21 protein-coding genes are annotated in these 25395 nt (G+C 30.0%); 19 read left to right on the plus strand and 2 right to left on the minus strand.

Features of this window, described 5'->3' with window-relative positions; genetic code table 11:
- The first annotated feature begins 92 nt into the window (after positions 1 to 92).
- From CLAU_RS11315 to spoIIR, 11 genes are all read left to right on the plus strand, one after another.
- The gene (locus CLAU_RS11315) at positions 93 to 1094 is read left to right on the plus strand and encodes a CotS family spore coat protein (protein WP_013236895.1); all 1002 of its coding nucleotides are present in this window, start codon (positions 93 to 95) and stop codon (positions 1092 to 1094) included.
- Positions 1095 to 1226: 132 nt separating this feature from the next.
- Positions 1227 to 2096 (plus strand): sporulation peptidase YabG, encoded by an 870-nt coding sequence (yabG, locus tag CLAU_RS11320; RefSeq protein ID WP_013236896.1) that lies wholly within the window; start codon positions 1227 to 1229, stop codon positions 2094 to 2096.
- Positions 2097 to 2304: 208 nt separating this feature from the next.
- Positions 2305 to 2541 (plus strand): Veg family protein, encoded by a 237-nt coding sequence (locus CLAU_RS11325; RefSeq protein ID WP_029170030.1) that lies wholly within the window; start codon positions 2305 to 2307, stop codon positions 2539 to 2541.
- Between the two features lie 394 nt (positions 2542 to 2935).
- Positions 2936 to 4489: a DUF3794 and LysM peptidoglycan-binding domain-containing protein gene (locus CLAU_RS11330; RefSeq protein ID WP_013236898.1), complete on the plus strand. Its 1554-nt coding sequence runs from the start codon at positions 2936 to 2938 to the stop codon at positions 4487 to 4489.
- 398 nt (positions 4490 to 4887) lie between these two features.
- Positions 4888 to 5694 carry a cyanophycinase gene (locus tag CLAU_RS11335; protein WP_013236899.1) on the plus strand — a complete coding sequence of 269 codons (807 nt, stop codon included), beginning with the start codon at positions 4888 to 4890 and terminating at the stop codon, positions 5692 to 5694.
- Positions 5695 to 6003: 309 nt separating this feature from the next.
- Positions 6004 to 8628: a cyanophycin synthetase gene (gene cphA / locus CLAU_RS11340; RefSeq protein WP_013236900.1), complete on the plus strand. Its 2625-nt coding sequence runs from the start codon at positions 6004 to 6006 to the stop codon at positions 8626 to 8628.
- A 104-nt stretch (positions 8629 to 8732) separates the two neighbouring features.
- Entirely contained in the window at positions 8733 to 9575 is an 843-nt protein-coding gene (gene ispE / locus CLAU_RS11345; protein ID WP_013236901.1) for a 4-(cytidine 5'-diphospho)-2-C-methyl-D-erythritol kinase, read from the plus strand.
- A gap of 391 nt (positions 9576 to 9966) precedes the next feature.
- Entirely contained in the window at positions 9967 to 10161 is a 195-nt protein-coding gene (locus CLAU_RS21465) for a CLC_0170 family protein (RefSeq protein WP_013236902.1), read from the plus strand.
- 13 nt (positions 10162 to 10174) lie between these two features.
- Complete coding sequence (locus CLAU_RS11355) at positions 10175 to 11632, plus strand: spore germination protein (RefSeq protein ID WP_013236903.1); 1458 nt, start codon at positions 10175 to 10177, stop codon at positions 11630 to 11632.
- Positions 11633 to 11706: 74 nt separating this feature from the next.
- Positions 11707 to 13965, plus strand: coding sequence for a Ger(x)C family spore germination protein (locus CLAU_RS11360; RefSeq protein WP_013236904.1), 2259 nt, complete (start codon positions 11707 to 11709; stop codon positions 13963 to 13965).
- An 84-nt stretch (positions 13966 to 14049) separates the two neighbouring features.
- Positions 14050 to 14694 (plus strand): stage II sporulation protein R, encoded by a 645-nt coding sequence (gene spoIIR, locus CLAU_RS11365; protein ID WP_013236905.1) that lies wholly within the window; start codon positions 14050 to 14052, stop codon positions 14692 to 14694.
- Between the two features lie 116 nt (positions 14695 to 14810).
- Here the strand turns inward: spoIIR and CLAU_RS11370 are convergent, their stop codons facing one another.
- Positions 14811 to 16049: an MGDG synthase family glycosyltransferase gene (locus tag CLAU_RS11370; protein WP_013236906.1), complete on the minus strand. Its 1239-nt coding sequence runs from the start codon at positions 16047 to 16049 to the stop codon at positions 14811 to 14813.
- A gap of 496 nt (positions 16050 to 16545) precedes the next feature.
- Here CLAU_RS11370 and ypeB point away from each other — a divergent pair, with 496 nt between their 5' ends.
- The 6 genes from ypeB (at position 16546) to rho (ending at position 23007) form a co-directional block, all read left to right on the plus strand.
- Positions 16546 to 17916, plus strand: a complete 1371-nt coding sequence (gene ypeB / locus CLAU_RS11375) for a germination protein YpeB (protein WP_013236907.1) — start codon at positions 16546 to 16548, stop codon at positions 17914 to 17916.
- A gap of 226 nt (positions 17917 to 18142) precedes the next feature.
- The gene (locus CLAU_RS11380; RefSeq protein WP_013236908.1) at positions 18143 to 18559 is read left to right on the plus strand and encodes a YwiB family protein; all 417 of its coding nucleotides are present in this window, start codon (positions 18143 to 18145) and stop codon (positions 18557 to 18559) included.
- A gap of 86 nt (positions 18560 to 18645) precedes the next feature.
- Entirely contained in the window at positions 18646 to 18951 is a 306-nt protein-coding gene (locus CLAU_RS11385) for a hypothetical protein (protein ID WP_013236909.1), read from the plus strand.
- 260 nt (positions 18952 to 19211) lie between these two features.
- Positions 19212 to 20816, plus strand: coding sequence for a CTP synthase (locus tag CLAU_RS11390; RefSeq protein ID WP_013236910.1), 1605 nt, complete (start codon positions 19212 to 19214; stop codon positions 20814 to 20816).
- A gap of 210 nt (positions 20817 to 21026) precedes the next feature.
- The gene (locus tag CLAU_RS11395) at positions 21027 to 21371 is read left to right on the plus strand and encodes a hypothetical protein (protein WP_013236911.1); all 345 of its coding nucleotides are present in this window, start codon (positions 21027 to 21029) and stop codon (positions 21369 to 21371) included.
- 205 nt (positions 21372 to 21576) lie between these two features.
- Positions 21577 to 23007 (plus strand): transcription termination factor Rho, encoded by a 1431-nt coding sequence (rho, locus tag CLAU_RS11400; protein ID WP_406541098.1) that lies wholly within the window; start codon positions 21577 to 21579, stop codon positions 23005 to 23007.
- Between the two features lie 64 nt (positions 23008 to 23071).
- On the opposite strand, the gene rpmE is transcribed toward rho, so the two are convergent.
- Entirely contained in the window at positions 23072 to 23284 is a 213-nt protein-coding gene (gene rpmE / locus CLAU_RS11405; protein WP_013236913.1) for a 50S ribosomal protein L31, read from the minus strand.
- Between the two features lie 172 nt (positions 23285 to 23456).
- Here rpmE and CLAU_RS11410 point away from each other — a divergent pair, with 172 nt between their 5' ends.
- Entirely contained in the window at positions 23457 to 24509 is a 1053-nt protein-coding gene (locus tag CLAU_RS11410; protein ID WP_013236914.1) for a DUF1385 domain-containing protein, read from the plus strand.
- Positions 24499 to 25362 (plus strand): peptide chain release factor N(5)-glutamine methyltransferase, encoded by an 864-nt coding sequence (gene prmC, locus CLAU_RS11415; RefSeq protein ID WP_013236915.1) that lies wholly within the window; start codon positions 24499 to 24501, stop codon positions 25360 to 25362. The genes CLAU_RS11410 and prmC overlap by 11 nt, the downstream gene beginning before the upstream one ends.
- The last annotated feature ends 33 nt before the right edge of the window (positions 25363 to 25395 follow it).

The following is a 25395-nucleotide window of genomic DNA, read 5'->3' on the forward strand; positions in this document are numbered from 1 at the left end:
AGTATATTTCATTATATTAAAATAAAGGTCAAAATGTTAATATTCTTCTAAATTAATTTAGGACCTCATATAAATATATAGGGGTGATTAACATGATGCGAGAATTTGAAATAGAAAGACAATTTGATGTAAAAATTGAAAATATAAAACCAAGCAAAGGAGTATATCTTCTAAAAACAGACAAAGGAATGAAGTGCTTAAAGAAGGTAAACTATGGGACTCAAAAACTTCTGTTTGTTTATGGAGCAAAGGAGCATCTTATAAAAAATGGGTTTCCATATGTAGATAAGTATTGCAATAATGTAGATGGAAATCCATATGCACTTGTAAATGAAGATATATATACTCTTTCCGAATGGATTAGCGGCAGAGAATGTGATTTTAAAAATAGAGATGATGTCATAAATGCCTCTAAGTGCCTGGCAAGTTTACATGTAGCTTCCAAGGGATATGAGCCGCCGGAAAACAGCAAATTGAAGACAGATCTTGGTAGGTGGCACCACCTTATGGAAAAAAGGGTTAAAGCTCTTGATAAAATGAGAGATATGGGTAGGAAAAAAAGCAACAAGGGAGATTTTGATTTAAATTATACTAAAGAAGTTCAGTTTTATAAAGATTTTGGAAGAAAGGCCATAGAGGTATTGAATGATTCTAAATATGATGAATTATGTGACATTACAGAAAAAGAAGAAGGATTTTGTCATCACGATTTTACCTATCACAATATAGTAATTGACAATAATAATAAAGTAAATGTAATAGACTTCGACTATTGTAAAAGGGAAGTTAGGGCTTATGATATTTCGTCTTTTATGGGTAAGGTTTTAAAAAGATCCGACTGGGATATAGCTAATGCAGAGCTTATAATTAATTCATATAATGAAGTTAGCCCTATTAAAGAAGAAGAATACAGGGTAATATTTGCTTTTTTGCTATTTCCTCAAAGATTTTGGAGGTTGGCTAATAGATACTACTATAACGAAGTTAATTGGCCTTTAAAGACTTATAATAATAAACTTCAGGAATTAATTTCTGAGCAGGGTAAATATATTGATTTTATTGAGAAATTTAAAAAAATATATAACCAGAAGTAAAATTATCAAAGAAGGCTAGGAGCTATACCTGGAATTTTAAATTAAATCCGGTATAGTCCTTATTTTTTGCACTTAAAATGTATTGTATTCATAATATATATCATGACTTTTTATATGGGGATGTATGAAAATATGAAAATAGGAGATGTAGTGGTAAGGAAATCTTACGATAGAGATATAACTTTTAAAATAATAGATGTGAAGGAAGAAGCAGAAGGAAAACTATATATTCTAAAGGGAATAAATTTGAGAATAATTGCAGATTCAGCTGAAGATGATTTAGAACCTGTATCTGAAGATTCTCTTACAGAAAGTGAAAAGATATTTAGTAGACAAGTTAATAGATCTATTAAAGACATTTTAGCAAGTAGGGGAGGGTTCAGACAAGAATATAATATAACAAAATTTTTATCACATAAATCAGGTAAAGAATTGACGTTTGGAAGACCAGGAAAGATACTTCATATAGATGGAGATTCGGAATATTTAGATGTATGTCTTAAAGTATATAAGCAGCTTTTGTTAGACGTAGTTGGGAAGAATATACCAGAGAAAGATCAACCTGGTCAGGTAGTAGAGTTAGCCAGGGAAATTAAGCCTGATATAGTTGTGATTACAGGACATGATGCTATAGTTAAAGGTACTAAGGACTATACAGATTTAAACAACTACAAAAATTCCAAGTATTTTGTGAAAACAGTATCCGAGCTCAGAAATTACAAATCTAACTATGATGATTTAGTAATATTTGCAGGGGCATGCCAGTCCTGCTACGAGAAAATTTTAGATTCAGGAGCTAATTTTGCGAGCTCACCTAGTAGAGTACTTATTCATTGTTTGGACCCAGTATTTTTGTGCGAAAAAATAGCGTATACCAATATAGAAAAAGTTGTATCCATTCAAGAGGCATTAGAAAATACTATAACAAGAACTAATGGCATTGGAGGATTACAAACAAGAGGAAAGTATAGAGAAGGATTTCCCAAATCACTCTATGTATAAAAATCATAAAAATAGTAAATATTATTGTATATATGAGTGACTTAAAGAAATAACAATATAAAATGCTATAAATAGAAGTATCCTGGTTCTGTTTACAAAAAATTAATATTGACAAAGCGATTTATTAACTGATATACTAAAAAGTTTAATTGACATAATAGCGGATAGGGAGTATAATATAAAATGTTGAAAGAGGGTGTTTGGAATGATAGAAGGATCTAATGTATTAGCTTCTATAAGAAAAAATATTGAAAATCATGTGGGAGATAAGGTAACCCTAAAAGCAAATGGAGGTAGGAGAAAAGTTTTTGTTAATAAGGGAACGATAGAAAAAGCTTATCCTAGTATATTTGTGATTAGATTAGAAAGTGACACCCAAAGGAAAGTGACATATAGCTATTCAGATGTTTTAACTAAGACAGTTCAATTAGTTTTCCCAGTATAAAACGGCGTAAATTGGTATTAAATAACCGATTTATTTTTGCAATATTAATCAAGTCAAATTACAGGAACCACTACCTTTACTCTTTTCTAAGTGGTAATTAGTAGAATTAAGGATAGTATATAGAATAATAATTTTAAATAATTATCATTCTATATACTATTTTTAATTCTATAGGGTAAGAAGAAAGATGGCTAATTCCATCTTTCAACTATGGTATAAAAGGGTATTGAGAATTTATGAGAGGTTATATGGTTAACAACCAATTTAATATTACGTCAAAATTCTTTAAATGTCAATATTAATAGACAGCATAAAAATCTTTACAATAGTAGCATATTTTTTACCTCAAATTTATATAAATAAATAGTAGGTTTTTATGGGGGAGGTAATAAATATGAGCATAGATTTTATTAAAGAAAATATAGAATGTGAACAATTACTAGCCGAAGATTTTTCGGATACTGTTATAAAAGCAGAATATGTAATACCTGATACAAATCCGGATGTTAAAGAAATTCTAATTCTTAATGCAAAACCAAGTATAACTAATAAAGAAGTGATGCAGGATAAAGTATTTGTAGAGGGGAAAATAGAATATACTTTGCTTTACTTAGCAGAAGAAAGCGAAAACATGGGTATTTACAGTGTCAATTATACAGGAACATTTTCCAATTATGTGGAGGTACCCGGCACAGAACATATGATGTTATGTGATTCAGATTGTTATGTGGAACATATGAATTGTACTATAGCAAATGAGAGAAAAATAGCTATTGAAGGAATTATAAAATTAAAGGCAGAAGTGTATAAAAAGTATGAATTTGAGGTTATAAAGGATGTAACTGGATCTGAGGACATACAGATGTTAAAAAATCCTGCTACTGTAGATAAAATAGTGGGTACAGTTTCAGGAGACTTAGTTGCTAAAACTGAAATTCAGATATCTGTGGACAAACCGCAGATTGGAAGTGTACTAGAATATAATATAAATGTTCATAAAAAAGATATAAAGGTGTTAGAAGATAGAATTTCTGTAGAAGCTTATGTGCTTATTAGAATGCTCTATAGAGGAAAGGATACAAGAGACATTGTATGCATAGAAAAAGATGTGTTTGTAAATAAGGAACTTCCAATGCAGGGAGTTAATCCTTCTATGGAAAGTCATACTGATTTTAACATTGATGAAGTAGAACATACTATGCGAGAAGATGACTTAGGAGAAAACAGAATAGTTGAGCTAGAAGTACTTGTTAAATCCAATACTAAGGTTATGTATAAAGAAGATATGGATATAATAGAAGATGCATATTCTCCATCTTCCCTTATGCAAATGGAAAAAGAAGATTATGAATTGAATGTCATGCATGGACAAAATACTACTCAAAGTATGGTTAAATCCAATATAGAAATAAATGAAGGAATTAAACCTACAGAAGTAATTATGTGTTATGGAGATGTGTGCATAACTGATAAGAAAATAGTAGAAGATAAGGTTATTGTAGAAGGAGTTTTAAATGCCAAGATACTATATAAAGATTCAGAAAATCAAATAAGAAGGTCTAAAGAGGAGATACCTTTTAACTGCAGTGTGGATATACCTGAAAGTAAAATTGATATGCAGTGTATAGCAAAAGTGTCTTTAGAAAGTATAGAGGGAGAAATAGAAGTAGACACCATAGCAATAAAAGCAGTTATAGAGGTTTATGCTCGAGTAAACTATATTACGCATAAGGAGTTTTTAGTAAATATAGATACCTTAGAAGGAGAGTTCCCGGATAAAAAATCCAGCTTAACAATATATGTAGTCCAGCAAGGGGACACCCTGTGGAAGATAGCTAAAAAGTATTATACTACAGTGGAAAACTTAGTGAAACTAAACAGTATAGAAGATCCCGATGTTATAAAAGCTGGAGAAAAGCTTATTATACCAGGAAGAGCCGTTATATAATTTAAAAACTTTGCGAAGCAAAGTTTTAATTAATAGTTAAGAATGAAGAATTAATAGTTAATGTAGACTTTTTTCCGTTACACTACAAAAAATCTTTAATTAAGTTTTTGAAGGCCCGTTTTGCTAAAGTAAAACATTACTAAGCACTGACTTATATAAATTTAAAGATTTTTTGCGACAGCTAAAAATTATACTTCACTATTAATTCTTAACTTGCGAAGCTTTGCTTCGCATTATTTTTGTATTAAGTCAAAGTTCCGTATAGGTGAAAGCTAAGTTAAAAATAAATAATTTAATTTACATGCTTCAGTAGTAAAGTGCTGAAGTTTTTTGCCTTACGCATAATAATTAAAAATATGGAAAAGATATAGGATATCCACAGGAGAAGGTGTATAAGTTTGAAAGAAAAAGTAGAGGAAAAGTTGATAATAATAGGAGGGGCAGAGGATAAAAAAGGTGATAAAAAAATATTAAAAGAAGTTTGTGGGATATTGGAAAAAAGTAAAGATATACTTGTAATTGCAACTATTGCTTCTGAAATTCCAGAGGAATTAGGATATGAGTATCAGAAAATATTCGAAGAATTAGGTATAAAGAATATAAGAATATTAAATATTAAAGATAGAAAGGATGCATTTAATATAAGCAATATAACTGTAATAGAAGATGCTTCCATGATATTTTTTACTGGAGGTGACCAGCTTAGAATAACCAGTTTAATAGGAGGAACACCACTGTATTCTAAAATCCAAGAGCTATATAAAAATGGATGTACTTTTGTGGGAACTTCCGCAGGTGCTTCTGTTATGAGTGATACTATGATAGTAACAGGTCCTGATGAGGAGTCTCCTAAAAAGTGTACTCTAAAAATGGCTCCGGGACTTGGATTTATAAAAGGGGTTATTATAGACCAACATTTTGCACAGAGAGGCAGGATAGGGAGACTGCTTGTAGGAATAGCAGAGAATCCTCAAAGTTTAGGCATAGGAATCGATGAGGACACAGCCATTATAGTCAAGGAAAATGGGGAATTTACAGTAGTTGGTTCTGGAGCAGTATATGTAATAGATGGTTCTAATATAACTTACAGTAATGTTTCAGAACAACATCCAGATGAAGTGTTATCCATGTTTGATGTAAAATTGCATGTTCTTAAATGTGGAGATAATTTTAATTTACTAAATAAATCAGCCTATAATATCTAGTAAATTTTGATTTTTGTCACTACTAATGAAATAATAAAAACCAATAAAAGGTCAAATAGATATAAAGGGAGGAGTCCGAATAGACCGTTAAATCAGCAAATAGGGCATTCGAAAGGAAATAACAATGCCTAACGTAAAGATAAGTGCTGATGATACCGTTATAGTTAAACGGGATTTTAAGCCCTTGGAGTATCGGACCAAACGAAAGTAGCAAATAAGCAAAATCGGATACTATGAATAGGGAAGTAAGCAGAGTCTTTAAATGAATTTAAAAGTTCTATGCTTGCATAACGGGCAATATATACGAAGATGAGAATAGATAATTTTAGAATTTTTCAGGGAAGAAATATATTTGCTCATAAAAAATGCATAAAAATGTCTGTAGATTTAGAAGGGTACAGCGAAATCCCTACTAAAGACATATCTGGGTTTAATCACAAATTGTTAAAGATCATACCTGAGTTAAATGAACACAGGTGTGGAATTGACGAAGAACATGGTTTTAGAAAAAGATTAGAAGAGGGCACTTACTTAGCTCATGTATGCGAACATATTATACTTTCCATTGAAAATAATTTAGGAGTAGATGCTTGCTATGGAAAAGCTAGGGAAATAAGTGGTGACAAATATTATATAATATATGAGTATTTATATAAAAATACAGGAGTAGCAGCGGGAAAGATAGCTGTAAATTTAATAAATTCTCTTATAAAAGGAACATATTATAATTTCAATGAAGCTATAGAAAATCTAAAGAAAGTATTAAAACGAGAAGAAATAGGATCAAGTACTTTAGCTGTAATATCAGAAGCTAAAAAGAGAGGAATACCTGTAACTAGAATTGGAGACAATAGTATATTTCAATTGGGATATGGAAAGCATAGTAAAATTATAGAAGCCACCATATCATATAATACAAAAGCTGTAGCTGTAGATATATCCTGTGACAAAATATTGACTAAAGAAATACTTAAAAATCAATGTCTTCCCGTAGCAGAAGGCGGAATTGTAAGAAGCCCTTTAGAGTTGCTTATAGAAGCTAAAGAGATAGGATATCCTATAGTTTTAAAACCCTGTTATGGTAATCAAGGAAAAGGTGTATTTATAAATATAAAAAGTGAAAAGGAAGCTATAAATGCTTATCATATATTATCAAAAAAATATGATAACATAATGATAGAAAAAAATATAACGGGAAAAGATTTTAGGATATGTGTGATAAATGGAAAAGTAATAGCTGTTTCGGAAAAAATACCTCCCTACGTTGTAGGAGATGGAGTAAGCACTGTAGTTGAATTAATAAAAAATGTAAATAAAGACACAGCGCGAGGGGATGGACATGAGAAGCCTTTGACTACAATAAAAATAGATGAAGAATTAAGGTCTTGTGTAAGTAAACACAGCTATAAGTTAGATAGTATATTACCTAAAGGTAAAAAGTTGATAATAAGAGAAAATGGAAATTTATCTACAGGAGGGAAGGCAGTAGATTGCACTGATATAATATGTCAAGATAACATAAATATTTGTGAAAGAGCAGCAAAGGCTATAGGACTTGATGTGTGTGGTATAGATATATGCTGTGAAGACATAGGTAAACCTATAGACAAAAGTGGAGGTGCTATATTAGAAGTTAATGCAGCACCAGGTATTAGAATGCACCATTATCCTAGCCAAGGTAAGAGCAGAAATGTAGCAAGTGCTATAGTAGATATGATGTTTGATAAATATAAGCCAATACCTGTAGTTTCAGTTACGGGAACTAATGGGAAAACTACAACTACAAGACTTATAGCACATATTTTAGAAAAGTCTGGATATAATGTTGGAATGACTACTACAGGTGGAATATATGTAAATAATAAGTGTATATGTAAAGGTGATACTACAGGATATTATAGTGCTAAAACGATTCTGGCAAATAGGGATGTAGAGGCAGCAGTGCTAGAAACGGCAAGAGGTGGCATAATAAAAAGGGGTCTTGCTTATGACCTGGCAGATGTAGCAGTTATAACTAATATAACTGAAGATCATCTAGGTATAGATGGAATACATACCATGAAGGATTTAGCTTATGTGAAATCTCTTGTAGGAGAAGCTGTAAAAAAAGATGGGTATGTAGTCTTAAATGCAGATGACTTAGTAAGTATAAGTATAATTAATAGAATAAAAAGTACTATAATTATGTTTTCGAAAAATAAGGATAATCCAGTTTTGAGAAAAAACATAAATAGTGGAGGGTATGGAGTATATATTAAAGATAATATTATGTATGTAGAAAAAACAGAAAAAATAGTACCTATTGCTAAAGTGGAAGATATAAGAATATCATTAGATGGAAAATTAACCTATAATGTAGAAAATGCTATGGCTGCTTGTGCGGCTGCAGTAGGGCTTAATATAGACTATTCTATTATAAGGAAAGGGTTTAAAACCTTTTATGGAGATTTTTCTTTTAACCCCGGTAGGTTTAATATGTATGATTTAAATGGGATAAAAGTAGTTTTAGATTATGGACACAATATAGAAGGTTATAAAGCTGTTATAAGAGGTGCTAAAAATTTAAAATATAATAGATTAGTTGGAGTAATTGGAGTACCAGGTGATAGAACAGATGAGAGTGTTGAAAAAATAGGAAGTATTGTGGGAAAGAACTTTGATTATGTATACATTAAAGAAGATAAAGATAGAAGAGGTAGAGAAATTGGAGCTATAGCAAAAATACTAAAGGTAGGCGTCACGAAGTCAGGCTTTGACATGAACAAGGTAGAAGTTATTTTAGATGAAAAAGAGGCATTAGAAAAAGCAATAGATACTGCAAAACAAGGAGATCTCATAATAATATTCTTTGAAGAAATAGATCCTCTAATAAAGCTGTTAAATCAGAAGCTAAATAAAGAAAAATCAAATTTAAATTCACTAGCTATGATATAGGAAAAAGCTATACTTTTAAATTTTAAAAGTATAGCTTTAATTTTAAAATAGTATTATACTATCTTAAATACCTTAATATTATTAAGTTACTTTGGAGGATTGAAATGTTAGTAAAAGCTTATGCTAAAATAAATCTCTCATTAGACGTGGTGGGAAAAAGAAAAGATGGGTATCATCTTTTGAAAATGATAATGCAGAATATAGACTTATATGATGTTTTAAAAATAGATGAGATCAAAACTGGAATACAGATATGCTCTAATAATAGATATATTCCCTGTGACAGGAGAAATTTGGTTTACAGAGCAGCAAAATTATTTATTGATAAATATAATATAAAGAATGGAATTAGTATAAACATAGGTAAAAATATACCTGTATCAGCTGGACTTGCTGGTGGAAGTGCGGATGCTGCAGCTATACTAAAGACTATGAGAAATATTTATACTCCTGAAGTAAGTGATAAAGAATTGAGCGAATTAGGCTTAAATATAGGGGCAGATGTTCCTTATTGTATAATAGGAGGTACAGCCTTGTGCGAGGGGATAGGAGAGAAGGTTACACCACTCATGCCGTTTAGAAACCATATACTCATATTAATTAAACCACCTTTTGGAGTGAGCACAGCAGAGGTATATAAGAGTTTAGACATAAGTAAAATAAAAAGGCATCCTAATACAGAAATTTTAATAGATGCGGTTAATGAATCAAAATTGGAGATGCTGAGTAAAAACATGAAAAATGTTTTGGAAAATGTAACTTTAAAAAAATATCCCGTGCTTAGAAAAATAAAAACTGATTTGATAGATTTTGGAGCAGTTGGTTCACTTATGAGTGGAAGCGGTCCAAGCATTTTTGCTTTTTTTGATGATATGCTAAAAGCACAGAAATGTTATGATAATATGAAAACTAGGTATAGAGAGGTGTTTATTACAAGAACCATTTAAAGGTATATAGAATCTATAATTTGGAAGTTGAATTTATATTCTAGATATTTTGCTGATAATTGATAAAGTATAATTAAGAGTTATGGATGATTTTCTTCTGTTAAAACTCCAGAAAATCTAAAGTATAGTGCTATTGAAGCTTTGATTCAATAAGCTTTAAACTTAAGATTTTTCAAATCGTAGTGGAGAAAAATCCTTATTTACTATTCATTTTTAATCATTAACTTAAAAAGTTCCTGTTTGGTTACAAAACGTATAACTAAGCAGGAATTTTTTATATAGATTTGAAATAAATTAGCAAAAACAATTTTATGAATAAATAAGTTTTATTAGGCGAAAAATAACTTAAAATTACTTCATATAAAGTTGACAAAAGGGAAGAGGGAAAAATGTGAGAATAGTTCATCTGTTTGACAAATATTTTTTTATACTTATGGTAATTGAAGGAATCATTTTGACATTCATTGAATCAAAAAAATTTAAAAGAAATAGGTTAGTAAAAACTGCTTTTAAATCTAGGGTAATTGGCGTAATTTTAATAGTTCTCTCAGTTGTGTTATACGCCTTTTCTATCTATTCTTTTTAAGGAAGTGATAAAAGTGAAAGAAGAGATAAGAAGCACGGTGTCTTCTAGTGTAGATGAAAATATAAAATATTTAAAAGATCTGTTTAAGGATGATTCAGATGTGGTTTTTAGAGAATTTTATATAGGATCTGTAAAATCTGCAATAGTATACATAGACGGAATGGGAGACAAAATGCTTTTGAATGATCTACTTAGAGGATTAATGGCTAGATCAAGATATGTAAAATATGTAGATAATATAAAAGATAGAATGATGAGTGTATCTGATATGAAGGATTTAGATGACTTGAAAAAAGGGGTAGATTTGGTCTTATCAGGAGATACTTTGATGTTTCTTGAAGGAATGAAAAGTTTTTATATAATTTCTACTAGATTATGGCCTGCGAGAGGGGTAACGGAACCTTCAGGAGAAACTGTTTTAAGAGGTTCAAGAGACGGATTTACAGAAACTATAAGATTCAATACAGCACTTGTTAGAAGAAGAGTAAGGGATACCAGATTTAAAATTGTGCCTAAACCACTGGGAGTAAGATCTAAAACCGATGTGGTAATAATGTATATAGACGATATAGTAAATACTAAAGCTCTAAAGGAACTTGAAAAAAGATTAGATAACATTAAAATAGATGCTATTTTAGATAGTGGATATGTAGAACAGCTTATAGAAGACAATAAATGGTCTCTTTTTCCTCAGGTTCAAAGTACTGAGAAACCAGATGTAGTAGCAGCTGCACTTTATGAAGGTAGAATTGCTGTTTTAGTAGATAATTCTCCTTTTGCAATTATAGTTCCAGCTACGATGCCAAATCTGTTTCAATCACCAGATGATTATTATCAAAGGTGGATATATGGGTCTACTATTAGAATAATAAGGTTTATGTCTATTATTCTTTCGCTTATATTGCCTGCTCTTTATGTTGCTGTTACTTCTTTTCATACAGGAATAATACCTACTAAACTAGCATATTTTATTGCAGCTTCAAGAGAAGGAGTACCCTTTCCAGCTTTTGTAGAAGCCATAATTATGGAGGTAAGTTTGGCATTGCTTTTAGAATCTATAGCCAGGTTGCCAAAGGCCATAGGTGCAACTACGGGTATAGTAGGAGGCCTTATTATAGGGCAGGCAGCAGTTCAGGCTGGAATAGTGAGCCCAATAATGATAATAATAGTAGCAATCACAGCTATAACAAGTTTTACTACACCTAATTATGAGATGACAGCTGCATTTAGGCTTATTAGATTTTTACTCATAATTGCATCCGCAATTGCTGGACTTTATGGAATTATGATTGGACTTATATTAACATTGATACACTTAGTTAAACTTAAAAGTTTTGGAATACCTTACCTGTCTCCAATGGTAAATGAAAACATTAATGATTTTAAGGATATGTACCTGAGATTGCCTTTTAGCTTTTTTAAAAGAAGACCAGGGTATATGAAAACTCAAGATAAAATAAGACAAAGATAACTTAAAAACTTAAATTTACACATACTGTAAGTTATGAATTGTGAACTGTGAATTGGTAAGGAGATGGTTATTACATGACACAAAAAAATTTTATAACTGAATTTGGAATGTTCAGTACTATAGTAATAACTATGATAGGTGTAGGATCATTTTCATATCCCGAAGAAGTGGTAAACTATTTAGGTTCAAATGGATGGATTGGAACCATAGTAGAAGGAATATTAGTTTATTTCTTAATTTACATTGCCTATAAAGTTATAAAATTAAATGGATATAACAAGTTATGTACAATACTACAAAATAGCTTTGGAAAGATATTTGGAAGTATTTTAGCACTTATATTTGTTGCATATAATATATTTTTTATATCCATGGGAATGAGGATATTTATAGAAGTTATAAAAATGTATTTACTGGAAAAGACTCCTTCGGAATTTCTAATAATTGTAATGATATTTACGGGAATCTATCTTATAAGAAATGAACTGGGAGATTTGATAAAATTTAATGAAATTTCTTTTTGGATAATGTTTGTGTCAATAGGGTTAATATTTTTGTTTACTTTAAACAAAACACACTTTAACAACAGTATCCCTAACTTTATTAATAGTGATGTTTATGATTATTTAAAAGCGTTTAAAAATACAATATATAGTTTTATCGGCATAGAGATAATATATTTAGTTGGTCCTTTTGCAAAAAATAAAGGAAGTATAAGAAAAATAGCTTTAAAAAGCATCTTGTTTGTAACGTTATTTTATGTTGTTACAGTTATACTGTCTCTGGCTATTTTTTCTGAAGAACAAACTAAAACTTTATTATGGCCTACTATAACAATGATAAAATCTGTGGATATAAGAGGAGCCTTTATAGAGAGATGGGAAGGTATAGCAATGGCTGTATGGATCATGTTTTACTTTTGCAATTTTTCTAATGTATATTACTTGTCTTCAGATATAGTGAAAGATGTATTTAGATTAGGGGATATAAAGATCTCTTCAGCTTTAATAGCTCCCTTTATATATTTGACAGCTATGTATCCTGAAAATATAGCAGAGCTATATCATATAATTAACACAGTAATGCCTGTGGCAGCTGCGTACAGCTTAATATTGCTTCCTTTAATTATATTTTTGTTCAGCAAACCTAAAAGAAACTTAAATGCAAGTAAGTTTATATGCATATTTTTAGTTTGTACTGTGTTAACTGGATGCTGGGATAAAGTTGAGATAGAAAGAACTCAATTGGTATCTGTAATAGGAGTAGATGCAGGAGAAGATATAGGTAAGGTTAAAGAATTAAAAAATGTAAAGTCAACAGATCTTCTAACGTCTGTAAACCTAAAAAAGATTCATGTAACTTTTGGAACACCGGATTTGAGTAAATTAGAACCAGGTAAAGGAGGTATATCTGGGGACAAATATGTTGATGTAGATGGATATTCAATGGAGGATGCTGTAAATACAGCAATGTCTAAAAGCAGTAGAACTGTGAAGTTTAGTCAAACTAAGCTGCTTGTTTTAGGTAAAGGCTTAATGGAATATCCTGATGTAGTAAAAGAAGTCATAGATTATTTGCAAAGAGAGCCTTCTTTAAATAGAAATATGTATATAGTTTTAGCTAGTGGCAGCTCAGATAAATATATAAAAATTAAAACACCTATGGGAAAAAGTACAGAAGATTATATATTGGGATTAGTTGAAGGAGATGCCAAGGACAATGAAGTTAAGACTGTAACTTTAAATGATTTTCTAGTTAGTATGAGTGAAAATGGAAATAGCATAATACCAAAAGTTGAAATGGATAAGGACAAAAAGAATATAAAAATAGCAGGTACTGCAGCTATAAAAAATTTTAAATATGAGGGTGATTTAAATCAAGTTCAGACTTCTAATATACAATTATTACAAGGTAAATTAAAAAATGGTAAAAGAATGATATATTTAGAAGGCCATCCTGTAGATATAAGGATAAATGATAGCAATAGAAGAATAAAGGTGTCTCAAGAAAAAGGCAATTTGGTATTTAATATAAAGTTAAATATTGAAGGTGAGATAAAAAATTATTATACTAATGGTAAGGTTTTATCAGTAGATAAACTGAGCTATATTGAACAAAGTTTTAATAAGGCCATATCACAGGAGTGTAAAGACGCTATAAAAGTTACTCAAAGGGATCTTAAGATTGATCCTATAGGATTTAAGGATTATATAAAAAGATATCATCCTCTCATGTGGAGGCAAGTAAAAGATAAATGGGAGGATTCTTATAAGGATGCAGTTGTAAATGTAAATGTAGATACTAAGATAAGGAGAATTGGTGTAGTAAAATAATAAAATACAGTGAATATAATTGAGATATATGTAAATAATTACTAATGAAATATTCAATAGTTATTAAAAAGTGGGGATGAGATTATGAAGAAATTTTTATTAGTATTTAGTATATGTGTTTTAAGTATATTTACTGTATGTTCCTATTTATGTAAAGTAAAAAGTGACAATATACAAGATGATATGGCATCTAGGATTATAAGATTTCATGTTATAGCAAATAGTGATTCAAAAAGTGATCAGGCACTTAAACTAAAAGTAAGAGACGAAATATTGAAATATATACAACCTAAACTAAAGGACTGTAAAAATATAGACGAATCAAGAAAAGTTTTAATGGAAAATGATAAGGATGTATTAAAAGTAGCCCGTAGAGTAATAAGTGAACAGGGTTATAACTATGAAGTTAAAAGTACCTTATCCAAAGTAAATTTTCCTATAAAGACTTATGGAAATATAACTCTTCCTCAGGGAAGGTATGAGGCTTATAGGGTGATTATAGGCAAAGGACGAGGTCAAAACTGGTGGTGTGTTATGTTTCCTCCATTATGTTTTGTAGATATTACAAAAGGACAAGTATCATACAAAAAGACAGAGCAAGAAATGAAAAAGGTTTTGACACCGGAGGAGTATAAGATGGTAAATAATAATAAATTTGACATAAGTGACAAAAATAATATAAAAGTTAGATTTAAAATAATAGAAGTGTTAAATAAGTTGGGAATATAAATCTAGTGTACAAGGGGGCTGAATATGGTAAGTTCTCAAAACTTGAGAATTTCATACCTTTAATTAGCCCTAACTTGTAATATATGAATCGAAATCTATATTTAACACAAGTTAATTTATAATTCAAATAATTTTAAAGCTGTTTTCAAAAAGTATTTTTCTGCAGATTTAAAAAAAGTTTTAGGACTATTCTTTTCATAAATTTTATCTTCTTCTGTAAAGGAACTTTTATTTGATTTATTTTGTACAAGCCAATTTATTAAATTAAATATATCATTTCCAGCATAAGGTTTAGAAAATTTACTGCAATTTTCTACCATGCTTTTTAGTGCATCTTTAGAGTGAAGAAGTTTTTCTATGTTTTCACCACACTTTTCTATGTCAGTTAAGTTTACAGCCAAGTTATGCCTTAGCAGAAATTGAGCATTTTTTTCTTCTTGACCTGGTATTGGAGAAAATATACCAAGTGGTATTTTGCATATTAAGGCTTCAGTAATAGTAAGTCCTCCTGGTTTTGTTAAAAGAAGGTCGCAAGCTTGCATGTACTTATTTACATGGTCAGTAAAACCTATAATTCTAGTTTCCTTTGAAGAAGAATCTTTAATCTTTGAAAGCTCTGCATAAAGTTTTTTATTTTTCCCTGTTATTATGATTATTTGAATATCTTCATTTATGTTAGCTAGCTGTTTATATATATCTACTATTTTTCCAAGTCCTAGACTTCCACCCATAACTAGTACGGTAAATTTTGATTCGCATAAATCTAATGATTCTAACGTGTCTCCTCTATCATAATTCATATTAAAATCTGGTTTAACAGGTATTCCTAAGTTATAAATAGTGTCTTTGGATATTCCTTTAAAAATCATTTTGCTTATCATATCTTCATTAGAAACTACATAAGCGTCAATATAAGGATGAAGCCAAGAACTATGAGAGTAATAATCAGTGATTATGGACATACAGGGTATGTTCATACTGTATTTTGACTTTAGTACCGACAGCATTTCTGTAGAGAATGAATGGGTAGCTATTAATATATTAGGTTTAAATTCACGAATAAGTGGAATCAGTTTACAAGTCATAGCTTCAATAAGCTTAGAACTTATAGTGTTTGTAATTGTGTAATCATCTTCTGAGTAAGTGTATAATTTCCCATATAAATAAGGGGATACTTTTAGGGATTTTAAATAACTTCCAATTACTACTTTGTCTATTATAGGATTTATATATTTAATGGTATCAATAATCTTTACTTCTGATTTTGGAGCTTTTAAGGCTATGTAACTTTTTATAGCTTCTGCAGCGTTACCATGTCCGCCTCCCGCAGAAATCGAAAGAATTAAAACTTTCATTTAATCACCTTCTGGTTAAGTATGTAATTTAATTATATAAAATGTACGGAAAATAATAAACTCATTTAACTAACATTTAAGAAAAAATTAATAATAAGTAATAAATATAGTATTGGCTTTTAAATTTTATATTAAACAAATAATACATAACAATTAGGTAAATGCAAACAATATAAAAAGAGTCAAAATGTAATAATGCAGGAATTATCATCGGATCAAGTGATTCTTAGGTTCAGATGGAGTTTGCTTATAAGTATGACTTTTTCCAGCTGAACCTTATTAACAGTATTCTTAGTGTCTTTAGCACTTAGAATACGTTATCCTTTAGGGGAAGAACTTATCCAGTAGCAGTGCTTATCCCCAACTTTGATAGAAAAGCAGATATCCCAAGTCTTTGATTTGGTGATAGTCGCTTTCACTGTGTGCGATGGGGGACGTTAGCAATGGTAGCGATCGGATAAATGGTGAGATTAGTCATAAAAAGAGGTGGAAATTTATGAAGTTTTCTAAAAAAAGAATAATGTATACTGCCATAGTAACTTTAATTGTAGTGTTTTCGAGTACATTTGCCGTATTAATGACACTTGAAAGAAATGATTATAGAAATTATTTGCAGGGTGAGTATGGTAAAAGTATGTATGAATTAATAGATGCAGTGCAAAATATAAGAACTAATTTAACCAAAGCGGCTATAGTTGGATCAAGGGAGCAACAGATAGTAGTTTTTGACGAAATATTTAGGTATTCTGCTATAGCTAGTGATAAATTGCATTCACTTCCAGTGTCCCAATCTACTATATCGGATACTAGTAAGTTTTTAACTCAGGTAGGAGATTTCTGTTATAGTTTAGGCAGATCATCTACAGAAGGAAAACAGTTAAGCGAAAAAGATTATAATGATATAGAAAGATTAAAAAAGCAATCCAATGTACTTGAAAATCAGCTGGAATTAGTATCTAACAATATAAATCAAGGAAAGGTAAAATGGGGAGAAATAAGAAAAAAGATTACAGGTGTTTTTGCCCAAAGTAACGATGTATCAATATCTGAACAATTTAAGGGAATACAAAAACAGGTCCTTCAATATCCTACATTAATTTATGATGGGCCATTTTCAGATAATACACTTCAGATAAACCCTAAAATAAAATTACAAAAAGAAGTTTCTCAAGGTGAGGCAGAAAAAACTGCTAGGCAGGTTATTGGAAAAGATAAGATAGAAAATATGGATGTATCTTCTGTTAATGAAAAATCCAACATAGGGGTATATAGATTTTCTGCAGCATTAAAGGGAAGAACTAAAAAAGACAGCAGAGTGGTATGTGAAATAAGTAAAAATGGAGGGAAGGTATACTACTTAATAAATGATAAGAGTATAAATAACAGCTCTATGGACGTTAAAAAGGCTTCTGAAATTGGATTGAAGTATTTAAATAATTTAGGTTATAAAAATATGATTACTACGTATTCCCTAAGATATAATAATGTGGCAGTAATAAACTATGTGTATAGTCAAAATGGTATACTTGTTTATCCTGATCAGATTAAACTAAAGATAGCTTTAGATAATGGAGAAATTATAGGTGTGGAAGCAGAAAAGTACTTAATATCCCATGAAGAAAATAGAAAAATAGAAACCCCTAAGTTAAGCTATGGAGAAGCTGAGAAGAGAGTTAGCAAGAGGCTTAATGTAACAAGTAAGAGGCTTACTATAATTCCTACAGAAACTAATAAGGAAATATTATGTTACGAATTTTCTGGAAATTATAAGGGGGATTACTTTAAAGTTTATGTAAATACAAGTACGGGATATGAGGAGAGAATAATTCAAATAATTGACACTCCTAATGGTAAACTCGCTATGTAAAGCAGTGCTATTTTCTTTTAAATGTCTAGTTTAGAATGATGGAAACTTCACTTATTTGGTGAGGTTTCCAAAGTGCGAAAAAGTATTTCACGATTGGAATAGATTTTAATATTAAAATTAGTCTGATATAATGTATATATTAGTTATTTTAGACTAAAGGGGAGGCGAAGTACGTTATAGCTTTACTAAAATCCATAGGTTTTGATAAAGTTTTAATAACGAAATTATGAAAAAGAAGGCTATTATATATGTATCCAGTAAACAAACTGATGAGGAAGAACCTATAGAAGTTGTTACTCCAGGAAGTTTTTATAAAAAAAATGATTCCTATTATGCTGTTTATAAAGAAACTGAATTATCCGGAATGGAAGGAACTACTACTACATTGAAGATAAAACAGGATAAGTTCTCTCTCATAAGAATGGGGAGTACTAGTACTAAAATGGATTTTGATAAGAATAAAAAAAATGTGTCCATGTATAAAACACCTTATGGAACTATAGAGCTGAGAATAGAAACAAATAGTTTGAATATAAACGTAGACGAACAAGGTGGGGATATAATGATAAATTATAAAATTAGTACTGCAGGACAAGCATTAAAAAATACCAAGCTAAAAGTAAATATAAAAGTTAATGAATAAGTTTTTTGGGCAGTCTTGATTAAAGTATTCACATATGGCAATTAATTAAATATATAGTAATGAAAAGAGAGGGTTGATTGATTGCAATGAAATATTTTAGAAATAAAGAAGAAGTATATACTAAAATAATTAAAATGCTATGTGAATACAAGGGATTTAGTAGGAAAGATATGTTTAAAATATTAAAAAATGAATCTTGCAGATACTTATTTTTTTTGCTTATTAAAAAATATGAATGCTGTGATATGGAATTATTGAAAAAAGATTTTCCCTCTGTGAACAGTAAAAATGTAAAAAGGAATATAAAAAGAGCAGAAGAAAAATTATTGCTTGATAAAAAAATAAGAGAAATGTATTTTGAAGCAGAAGATATAATAAACAAAGTAAAATAAATATTTATAGAAAAGAATAAAAAAATATGGAATATAAATAGAAAGTGTGATATCATAGTAAATATGTTTTGAACAAAAATACACCATTTTACTATTTATGAAGGTAATTGTTATTATAAAACTAATTAATTAGTTTGTCAATAATTAATTAGTTTTATAATGTTATTTATATTTTTAAATAGTTAAATTAAAGATTGTAATACTAAAACTTTATAGGATAAAAAACAGGGGGTGAAACTGCTTTTAAAAGCAGAAATTTTATGAATACAAAATATATATTTGTAACCGGAGGAGTAGTATCTTCACTAGGAAAAGGAATAACCGCAGCTTCATTAGGAAGACTTCTAAAGAATAGAGGATTAAAGGTTTCAATTCAAAAATTTGACCCATATATAAATGTAGATCCAGGTACTATGAGCCCATATCAGCATGGTGAGGTTTTTGTTACAGATGATGGAGCAGAGACGGATTTGGATTTAGGGCATTATGAAAGATTTATAGATGAAAATTTAAGTAAAAATAATAATGTTACTACAGGAAAAATATATTGGTCAGTAATATCAAAAGAAAGAAAAGGGGAATATCTAGGAAGTACAGTTCAGGTAATTCCACACATAACAAATGAAATAAAATCAAGGGTATATAGGGTTGCCAAAGAACAAGATATTGATGTAGTTATAACTGAAATAGGTGGTACTGTAGGAGATATAGAATCCCAGCCTTTTTTAGAAGCCATAAGACAGATAAAATATGATGTTGGAATAGAAAATGTATGTTTTATACATGTTACTCTAGTACCTTATTTGCAAAAGTCAGGAGAATTGAAAACAAAACCTACTCAACATTCAGTTAAGGAACTTAGGGGTATAGGAATACAACCAGATATAATAGTATGTCGTTCAGAGGCGTCTATATCTAATGACTTAAAGGAAAAGATAGCTTTATTTTGCAATGTAGAAAGAGATTCTGTTATTCAAAACTTAGATGCTGAAAATTTATATGAAGTTCCATTGATGCTTCATAAAGAAGGACTAGATGAATTGGTATGTAAGAAATTGAAATTAGAATGCAGTGAAATAGATAATTCGGAATGGATTAAAATGGTAGATAATATCAAAAAATTATCTAAAGATGTAAATATAGCTTTAGTTGGAAAATATGTAGAGCTTCATGATGCATATATATCTGTAGTTGAGGCATTAAATCATGGAGGATATGCTAACGATACTAATGTAAATATAAAGTGGATAAACTCTGAAGATGTTACTAGTAAAAATGTAGGAGAACACTTAAAAGACATAGATGGAGTGCTGATTCCGGGAGGATTTGGTGATAGAGGAATAGAAGGTAAAATATTAGCCGCAGGTTGGGCTAGAAAGAATAAAATTCCTTTTTTCGGAATATGTCTTGGCATGCAGTGTGCTGTAATAGAGTTTGCCAGAAATGTACTTGGATATGACGGAGCACATAGCTCAGAAATAGACCCAGACACTAAATATCCTGTTATAGATTTAATGCCAGATCAAAAGGATATAGATGAAAAAGGTGGTACTATGAGGCTTGGAATATATCCATGTAAGCTTTTAAAGGATAGTAATTGTTTTAAAGCTTATGAAGAAGAAGTTATATATGAGAGACATAGACATAGATATGAATTTAATAATTATTATAGAAAAAATTTATCACAGGCAGGTCTTGTTCTTTCAGGAACGAGCCCTGATTCAAGGTTAGTAGAAATTGTAGAAATAAAAGACCATCCATGGTTTGTAGGCGTACAATTTCATCCAGAACTTAAATCAAGACCTAATAGACCACATCCATTATTTAGGGATTTCATAAAAGCTTCTTTAAATAATAAAAATTAATATATTTTTAAATTAAGAAATTGGTATGTGTTAGTGAAAACTACATATACCAATTTTTGTCGAGAAAATAATATAAATAAAAGTAATATAAACAATTTTTATGAAGGATTTTAGTAATATTTATAGAAATATTAATGTATATAGTATTAAGATATTTAAAGAAATACTATATTTTATTCTGAAATACCAATTTTATGGGGGGTGAGGTTTATGGTATTTGAAACGAATATAAGCATTGCTGTTATAAGTCCAGAAGGGAAATACTGTATCAAGGATTTCTCTCTATTTGACACTAACAAAATTAATGAAAGTTTCACCTCTTTAAAGGTAAGTTCTATAAATAATGGCGTATTATCCTTAAAAATAAAATGTGGACTTTGCGGGAGCATTCACTATTATAAATATAATATAAATAAAGTAGTTAAAAAAAATATTATAATTGGAGGATGCGAGTTGTTAGGGTTCCCTATATTTTGTATAGGAAATCGTAAGAGCGTAGAAGAAAAAATATTAAGGTATACTCGAGCTAATAAAAAAATATATGCTATGATATAAATTTTTTGTAATTATCAAAAATAATGTAGATTAAAATATAGAAAAAGGGTATAATGTTATATGTATATAAGCATTTCTATATGGAATTTTCTTAATTAGTAATGATATTTTCAATTATATTTTAAATGTTTCCCTAAATTTAATTGTAATATAAAATTAGACAATTGTGAGGTGTTACCTTTTGGACGATAAAGATATAGATAATATGACGGTTTTGCAATTAAAACAAATTGCAAAAACTTTGGAAATAAAAAATATATCAAAATATAAAAAAAGCCAATTGATTGAAGAAATAAAAAAAGTATCTCCTGCCCATATCAAAAAGGGTGGTGTTATACTTAGAGAAAAAATAAGCCCTAAAGATGAAGTCCCAAATAGGCATAAAGAAGCAGAACATACTGTAAGGCATAGTGAGAACAAAGCACAGGAAGATAAAAATGAAGAACAAAAGACAAATGGAAACGAAAAAAGAGAAAAACTTAAAGAAATGATAAGTGAATCAGATAGTGCAAGGGGAGTACTTGAAATAATAGAAAATAATAATTATGGATTTTTAAGAGGAAAGAACTACTTAACAGGACCTGATGATATATATGTGTCTCCATCTCAGATAAGGAGATTCAATTTAAAAACAGGAGATGAAGTTTGCGGTAAAGTTAGGATTCCTAAGGAAGGTGAAAAATTTAAGGCATTATTGTATGTTGAAAAAGTAAATGGAGAGAATCCAGAAAGGGCAGTGGGAAGAAAACCTTTTGAAACACTCACTCCTGTTTATCCTAATGAAAGGATAAAGTTAGAAACCAATAGTGCTGATTTATCTACAAGACTAATGGATATAATCTCGCCTATAGGAAAAGGACAAAGAGGAATTATAGTTGCCCCACCTAAAGCAGGTAAAACTACTCTTCTAAAAAAGATAGCCCAAAGTATTTCAAAAAACCATCCAGGAATACAATTAATAGTTGTGCTTATAGATGAAAGACCGGAAGAAGTTACGGATATGCAAAGGTCCATAAATGGAGAAGTTATTTATTCAACTTTTGATGAGGAACCAGAACATCATACTAAAGTTGCATATATGGTACTTGAACGTACTAAGAGAATGGTAGAACAAGGACAGGATGTGGTAATATTATTAGATAGTATTACTAGACTTTCTAGAGCATATAATTTGACTATAACTCCTACAGGTAGGACTCTTTCAGGAGGACTAGATCCTGGAGCATTAGTAATGCCTAAAAAGTTTTTCGGTGCGGCTAGAAATATAGAAGAAGGTGGAAGTCTTACTATACTTGCTACTGCACTTATTGAAACTGGAAGCAGAATGGATGACATGATATTTGAGGAATTTAAAGGCACTGGAAACATGGAAATACATTTGGATAGAAAGCTTCAGGAAAGAAGAATATTCCCTGCCATAGATGTATACAAATCTGGAACAAGAAGAGATGATTTACTATTTAAAAGTCAATTAGAGAAAGAAGCAGCTTTCAACATAAGAAAAGTTATATATGATGAAAATAATACTCAAAATGTTACAGAACAATTGATAAGTTTACTTTCAAAAACTAGGAACAATTATGAATTTATGAATATTGTAAGCAAGATGAACATGAACAAACTAGGAGAAAAGTAAAAAATTAAAAACCTGTCTTTTAAATAAAAGACAGGTTTTATAATAACAATTTAGAAAAATATGTCTATTCTTCGATTTTTAAATTAAATTTCTTTAAGAATTTATCTACTCTTCCACCAGCATCAATAGCCTTTTGTTTACCAGTGTAGAATGGATGGCACTTAGAACATATTTCCACTTTTAACTCTTTTTGTGTTGAACCAGTTGTAAAAGTGTTTCCACATGCACACTTAACTACCGCATCGTGATAGTATTCTGGATGTATGCCGTTTTTCATATTAGTCACCTCTTTCAAATTTAAATAACAAAACTCTAATTTTAACTTCTGTATTATAACATAGGCATATGGGTAAGTCAATAAAGCCTAATTCGTTATAATATAGAATAATGTGATTTAATGTATAGCTTATGTTAAAATGTATTTATTCCATTTAATACGAGGTGATACAATGTCAAGAAAAACATCAGTTGGAGGCCAGGCTGTGATAGAAGGTGTTATGATGAGGGGAAGTCATGGTATGGCTACTGCTGTTAGAAAACCAGATGGCGAGATTGTTGTAAATAGAGAGGACAGTATATCTTATACTAAAAGAAATAGATTTTTAGGATTGCCAGTGATAAGGGGATTTGTATCTTTAATAGAAGCTATGGTGATGGGGATAAGTACACTTAATTATTCTGCTTCATTTTTTGATGATGAAGAGGAGCCCACTAAGTTTGACAAATGCTTTAGAAGCATATTTAAGGAAAAAAGTGATAATGTACTTATGGGAGTTACTATTTTTATATCGCTTGGAATAGCTGTACTCTTATTTTTTATATTTCCTACTTTTGCAGCAAATATATTTAAAAGGTTCGGAGTGCATGGAAGTGTACAGCTCAATATGATTGAAGGTATAATCAGGGTAATTATATTTTTAGGTTATATATTCCTCATAGGTAATATGTCTGATATAAGTAGAATATTTCAGTATCATGGTGCAGAACACAAGACTATTTTCTGTTATGAAAATGAAGAGGAACTTACTCCTGAGAAAGCCAAAAAATTTAAAAGGCTTCATCCAAGATGCGGCACAAATTTTTTGTTTTTAGTTATGATAGTAAGTATAATACTTTTTTCTTTAACTGGCTGGGGTAATATTTTGCAAAGAATTTTATACAGGGTAATTCTACTGCCTTTGGTTTCTGGAGTCACCTATGAAATTATAAGGTGGATGGGCAGAAGCAATAGTTATTTTTCAAATGTGCTTGCCTATCCTGGGCTCATGCTGCAAAAGCTTACTACAAGAGAACCGGATTATAGCCAACTGGAAGTGGCAATTATAGCTTTAAAGTATGCGGAAGGAATTGAAAAAGAAATAGAAGAAAGTAGATATAGTGAAAGTGGAGAGATAAAGAGGGTTGTGGAATTGGATAACGATGGGAACGAAATTGTAAAAAACGAACACAATGAAGATTGTGAAGAAAACTTAATGAAGGCAGAGAATTCTTATGAAAAGTAGAGTAAGTAGTATAAGAGAGCTTTTAAAAAGAGGATATGAAGTTTTAAAAAATAGAGAAATAGAAAGCTATGCTTTGGATGCACAACTCCTTTTGGGAAAAGTATTAAACAAGGACAGATTATTTATGCTTATAAACGGCGATTATAAAGTCCCAGAAAAAGAAACTGAAGAATACTATAAGTACTTAAAATTAAGAGAGGATAAAATGCCTGTAAAATATATATTAGGACATTGTGAATTTATGGGTATTGATTTTATAGTGAAACCTGGGGTGCTAATCCCTAGGCCTGATACTGAGACTTTAGTAGAGCAAGCGTTAATTCAAATAAAGCATAATAATTTTCATAATATATGTGATGTATGTTGTGGAACAGGGATTATTGGAATATCTATTGCTAAACTTATAGAAGGTATGAATGTAAAATGCTGCGATATATCCTCTACAGCTTGTGAGGTTACGGCAGAAAATATAAGAAGATTTTCCTTAGAGGAAAAAGTTCAGGTAGTCAAGAGTAATTTAATGGAATATTATATTCAAAACGAGGTAAAGTTTCATATGATTGTATCTAATCCGCCATATATAAAAGAAAGCAGTATACCTACTTTAATGGAAGATGTGAAAAACTATGAGCCTAGAGAGGCACTTTCTGGAGGCAAAGATGGATTAGAATTTTATAGAAAAATAACTAAAGAGAGTTTGAGGGTTTTAGAAAGCAATGGAATTATTATGTTTGAAATAGGTTATGACCAAAGAGAGTCAGTTTCAGACATATTAGCGCAAAACGGATTTAAAAATATAATGTGTATAAAAGATTTAGCAGGGAAAGATAGGGTGATTAAAGGAGTGTTATAAATAAAAATGTTATGATATAATAATATATTGTGA

The sequence above is a fragment of the Clostridium autoethanogenum DSM 10061 genome, assembly GCF_001484725.1.
In the GTDB taxonomy this organism is placed as follows: Bacteria; Bacillota; Clostridia; order Clostridiales; family Clostridiaceae; genus Clostridium_B; species Clostridium_B ljungdahlii.

Excerpts from the sequence above, each read along its gene's own strand:
- CLAU_RS11370 (WP_013236906.1), bottom strand. The coding sequence starts at position 16,049 with ATGAAAGTTTTAATTCTTTCGATTTCTGCGGGAGGCGGACATGGTAAC.
- rho (WP_406541098.1), top strand. The coding sequence starts at position 21,577 with ATGACGGTTTTGCAATTAAAACAAATTGCAAAAACTTTGGAAATAAAA.
- CLAU_RS11315 (WP_013236895.1), top strand. The coding sequence starts at position 93 with ATGATGCGAGAATTTGAAATAGAAAGACAATTTGATGTAAAAATTGAA.
- CLAU_RS11360 (WP_013236904.1), top strand. The coding sequence starts at position 11,707 with ATGACACAAAAAAATTTTATAACTGAATTTGGAATGTTCAGTACTATA.
- CLAU_RS11385 (WP_013236909.1), top strand. The coding sequence starts at position 18,646 with ATGAAATATTTTAGAAATAAAGAAGAAGTATATACTAAAATAATTAAA.
- cphA (WP_013236900.1), top strand. The coding sequence starts at position 6,004 with ATGAGAATAGATAATTTTAGAATTTTTCAGGGAAGAAATATATTTGCT.
- CLAU_RS11410 (WP_013236914.1), top strand. The coding sequence starts at position 23,457 with ATGTCAAGAAAAACATCAGTTGGAGGCCAGGCTGTGATAGAAGGTGTT.
- rpmE (WP_013236913.1), bottom strand. The coding sequence starts at position 23,284 with ATGAAAAACGGCATACATCCAGAATACTATCACGATGCGGTAGTTAAG.
- ispE (WP_013236901.1), top strand. The coding sequence starts at position 8,733 with ATGTTAGTAAAAGCTTATGCTAAAATAAATCTCTCATTAGACGTGGTG.
- ypeB (WP_013236907.1), top strand. The coding sequence starts at position 16,546 with ATGAAGTTTTCTAAAAAAAGAATAATGTATACTGCCATAGTAACTTTA.
- yabG (WP_013236896.1), top strand. The coding sequence starts at position 1,227 with ATGAAAATAGGAGATGTAGTGGTAAGGAAATCTTACGATAGAGATATA.
- CLAU_RS11330 (WP_013236898.1), top strand. The coding sequence starts at position 2,936 with ATGAGCATAGATTTTATTAAAGAAAATATAGAATGTGAACAATTACTA.
- spoIIR (WP_013236905.1), top strand. The coding sequence starts at position 14,050 with ATGAAGAAATTTTTATTAGTATTTAGTATATGTGTTTTAAGTATATTT.
- CLAU_RS11390 (WP_013236910.1), top strand. The coding sequence starts at position 19,212 with ATGAATACAAAATATATATTTGTAACCGGAGGAGTAGTATCTTCACTA.
- CLAU_RS11395 (WP_013236911.1), top strand. The coding sequence starts at position 21,027 with ATGGTATTTGAAACGAATATAAGCATTGCTGTTATAAGTCCAGAAGGG.
- CLAU_RS11380 (WP_013236908.1), top strand. The coding sequence starts at position 18,143 with ATGAAAAAGAAGGCTATTATATATGTATCCAGTAAACAAACTGATGAG.
- prmC (WP_013236915.1), top strand. The coding sequence starts at position 24,499 with ATGAAAAGTAGAGTAAGTAGTATAAGAGAGCTTTTAAAAAGAGGATAT.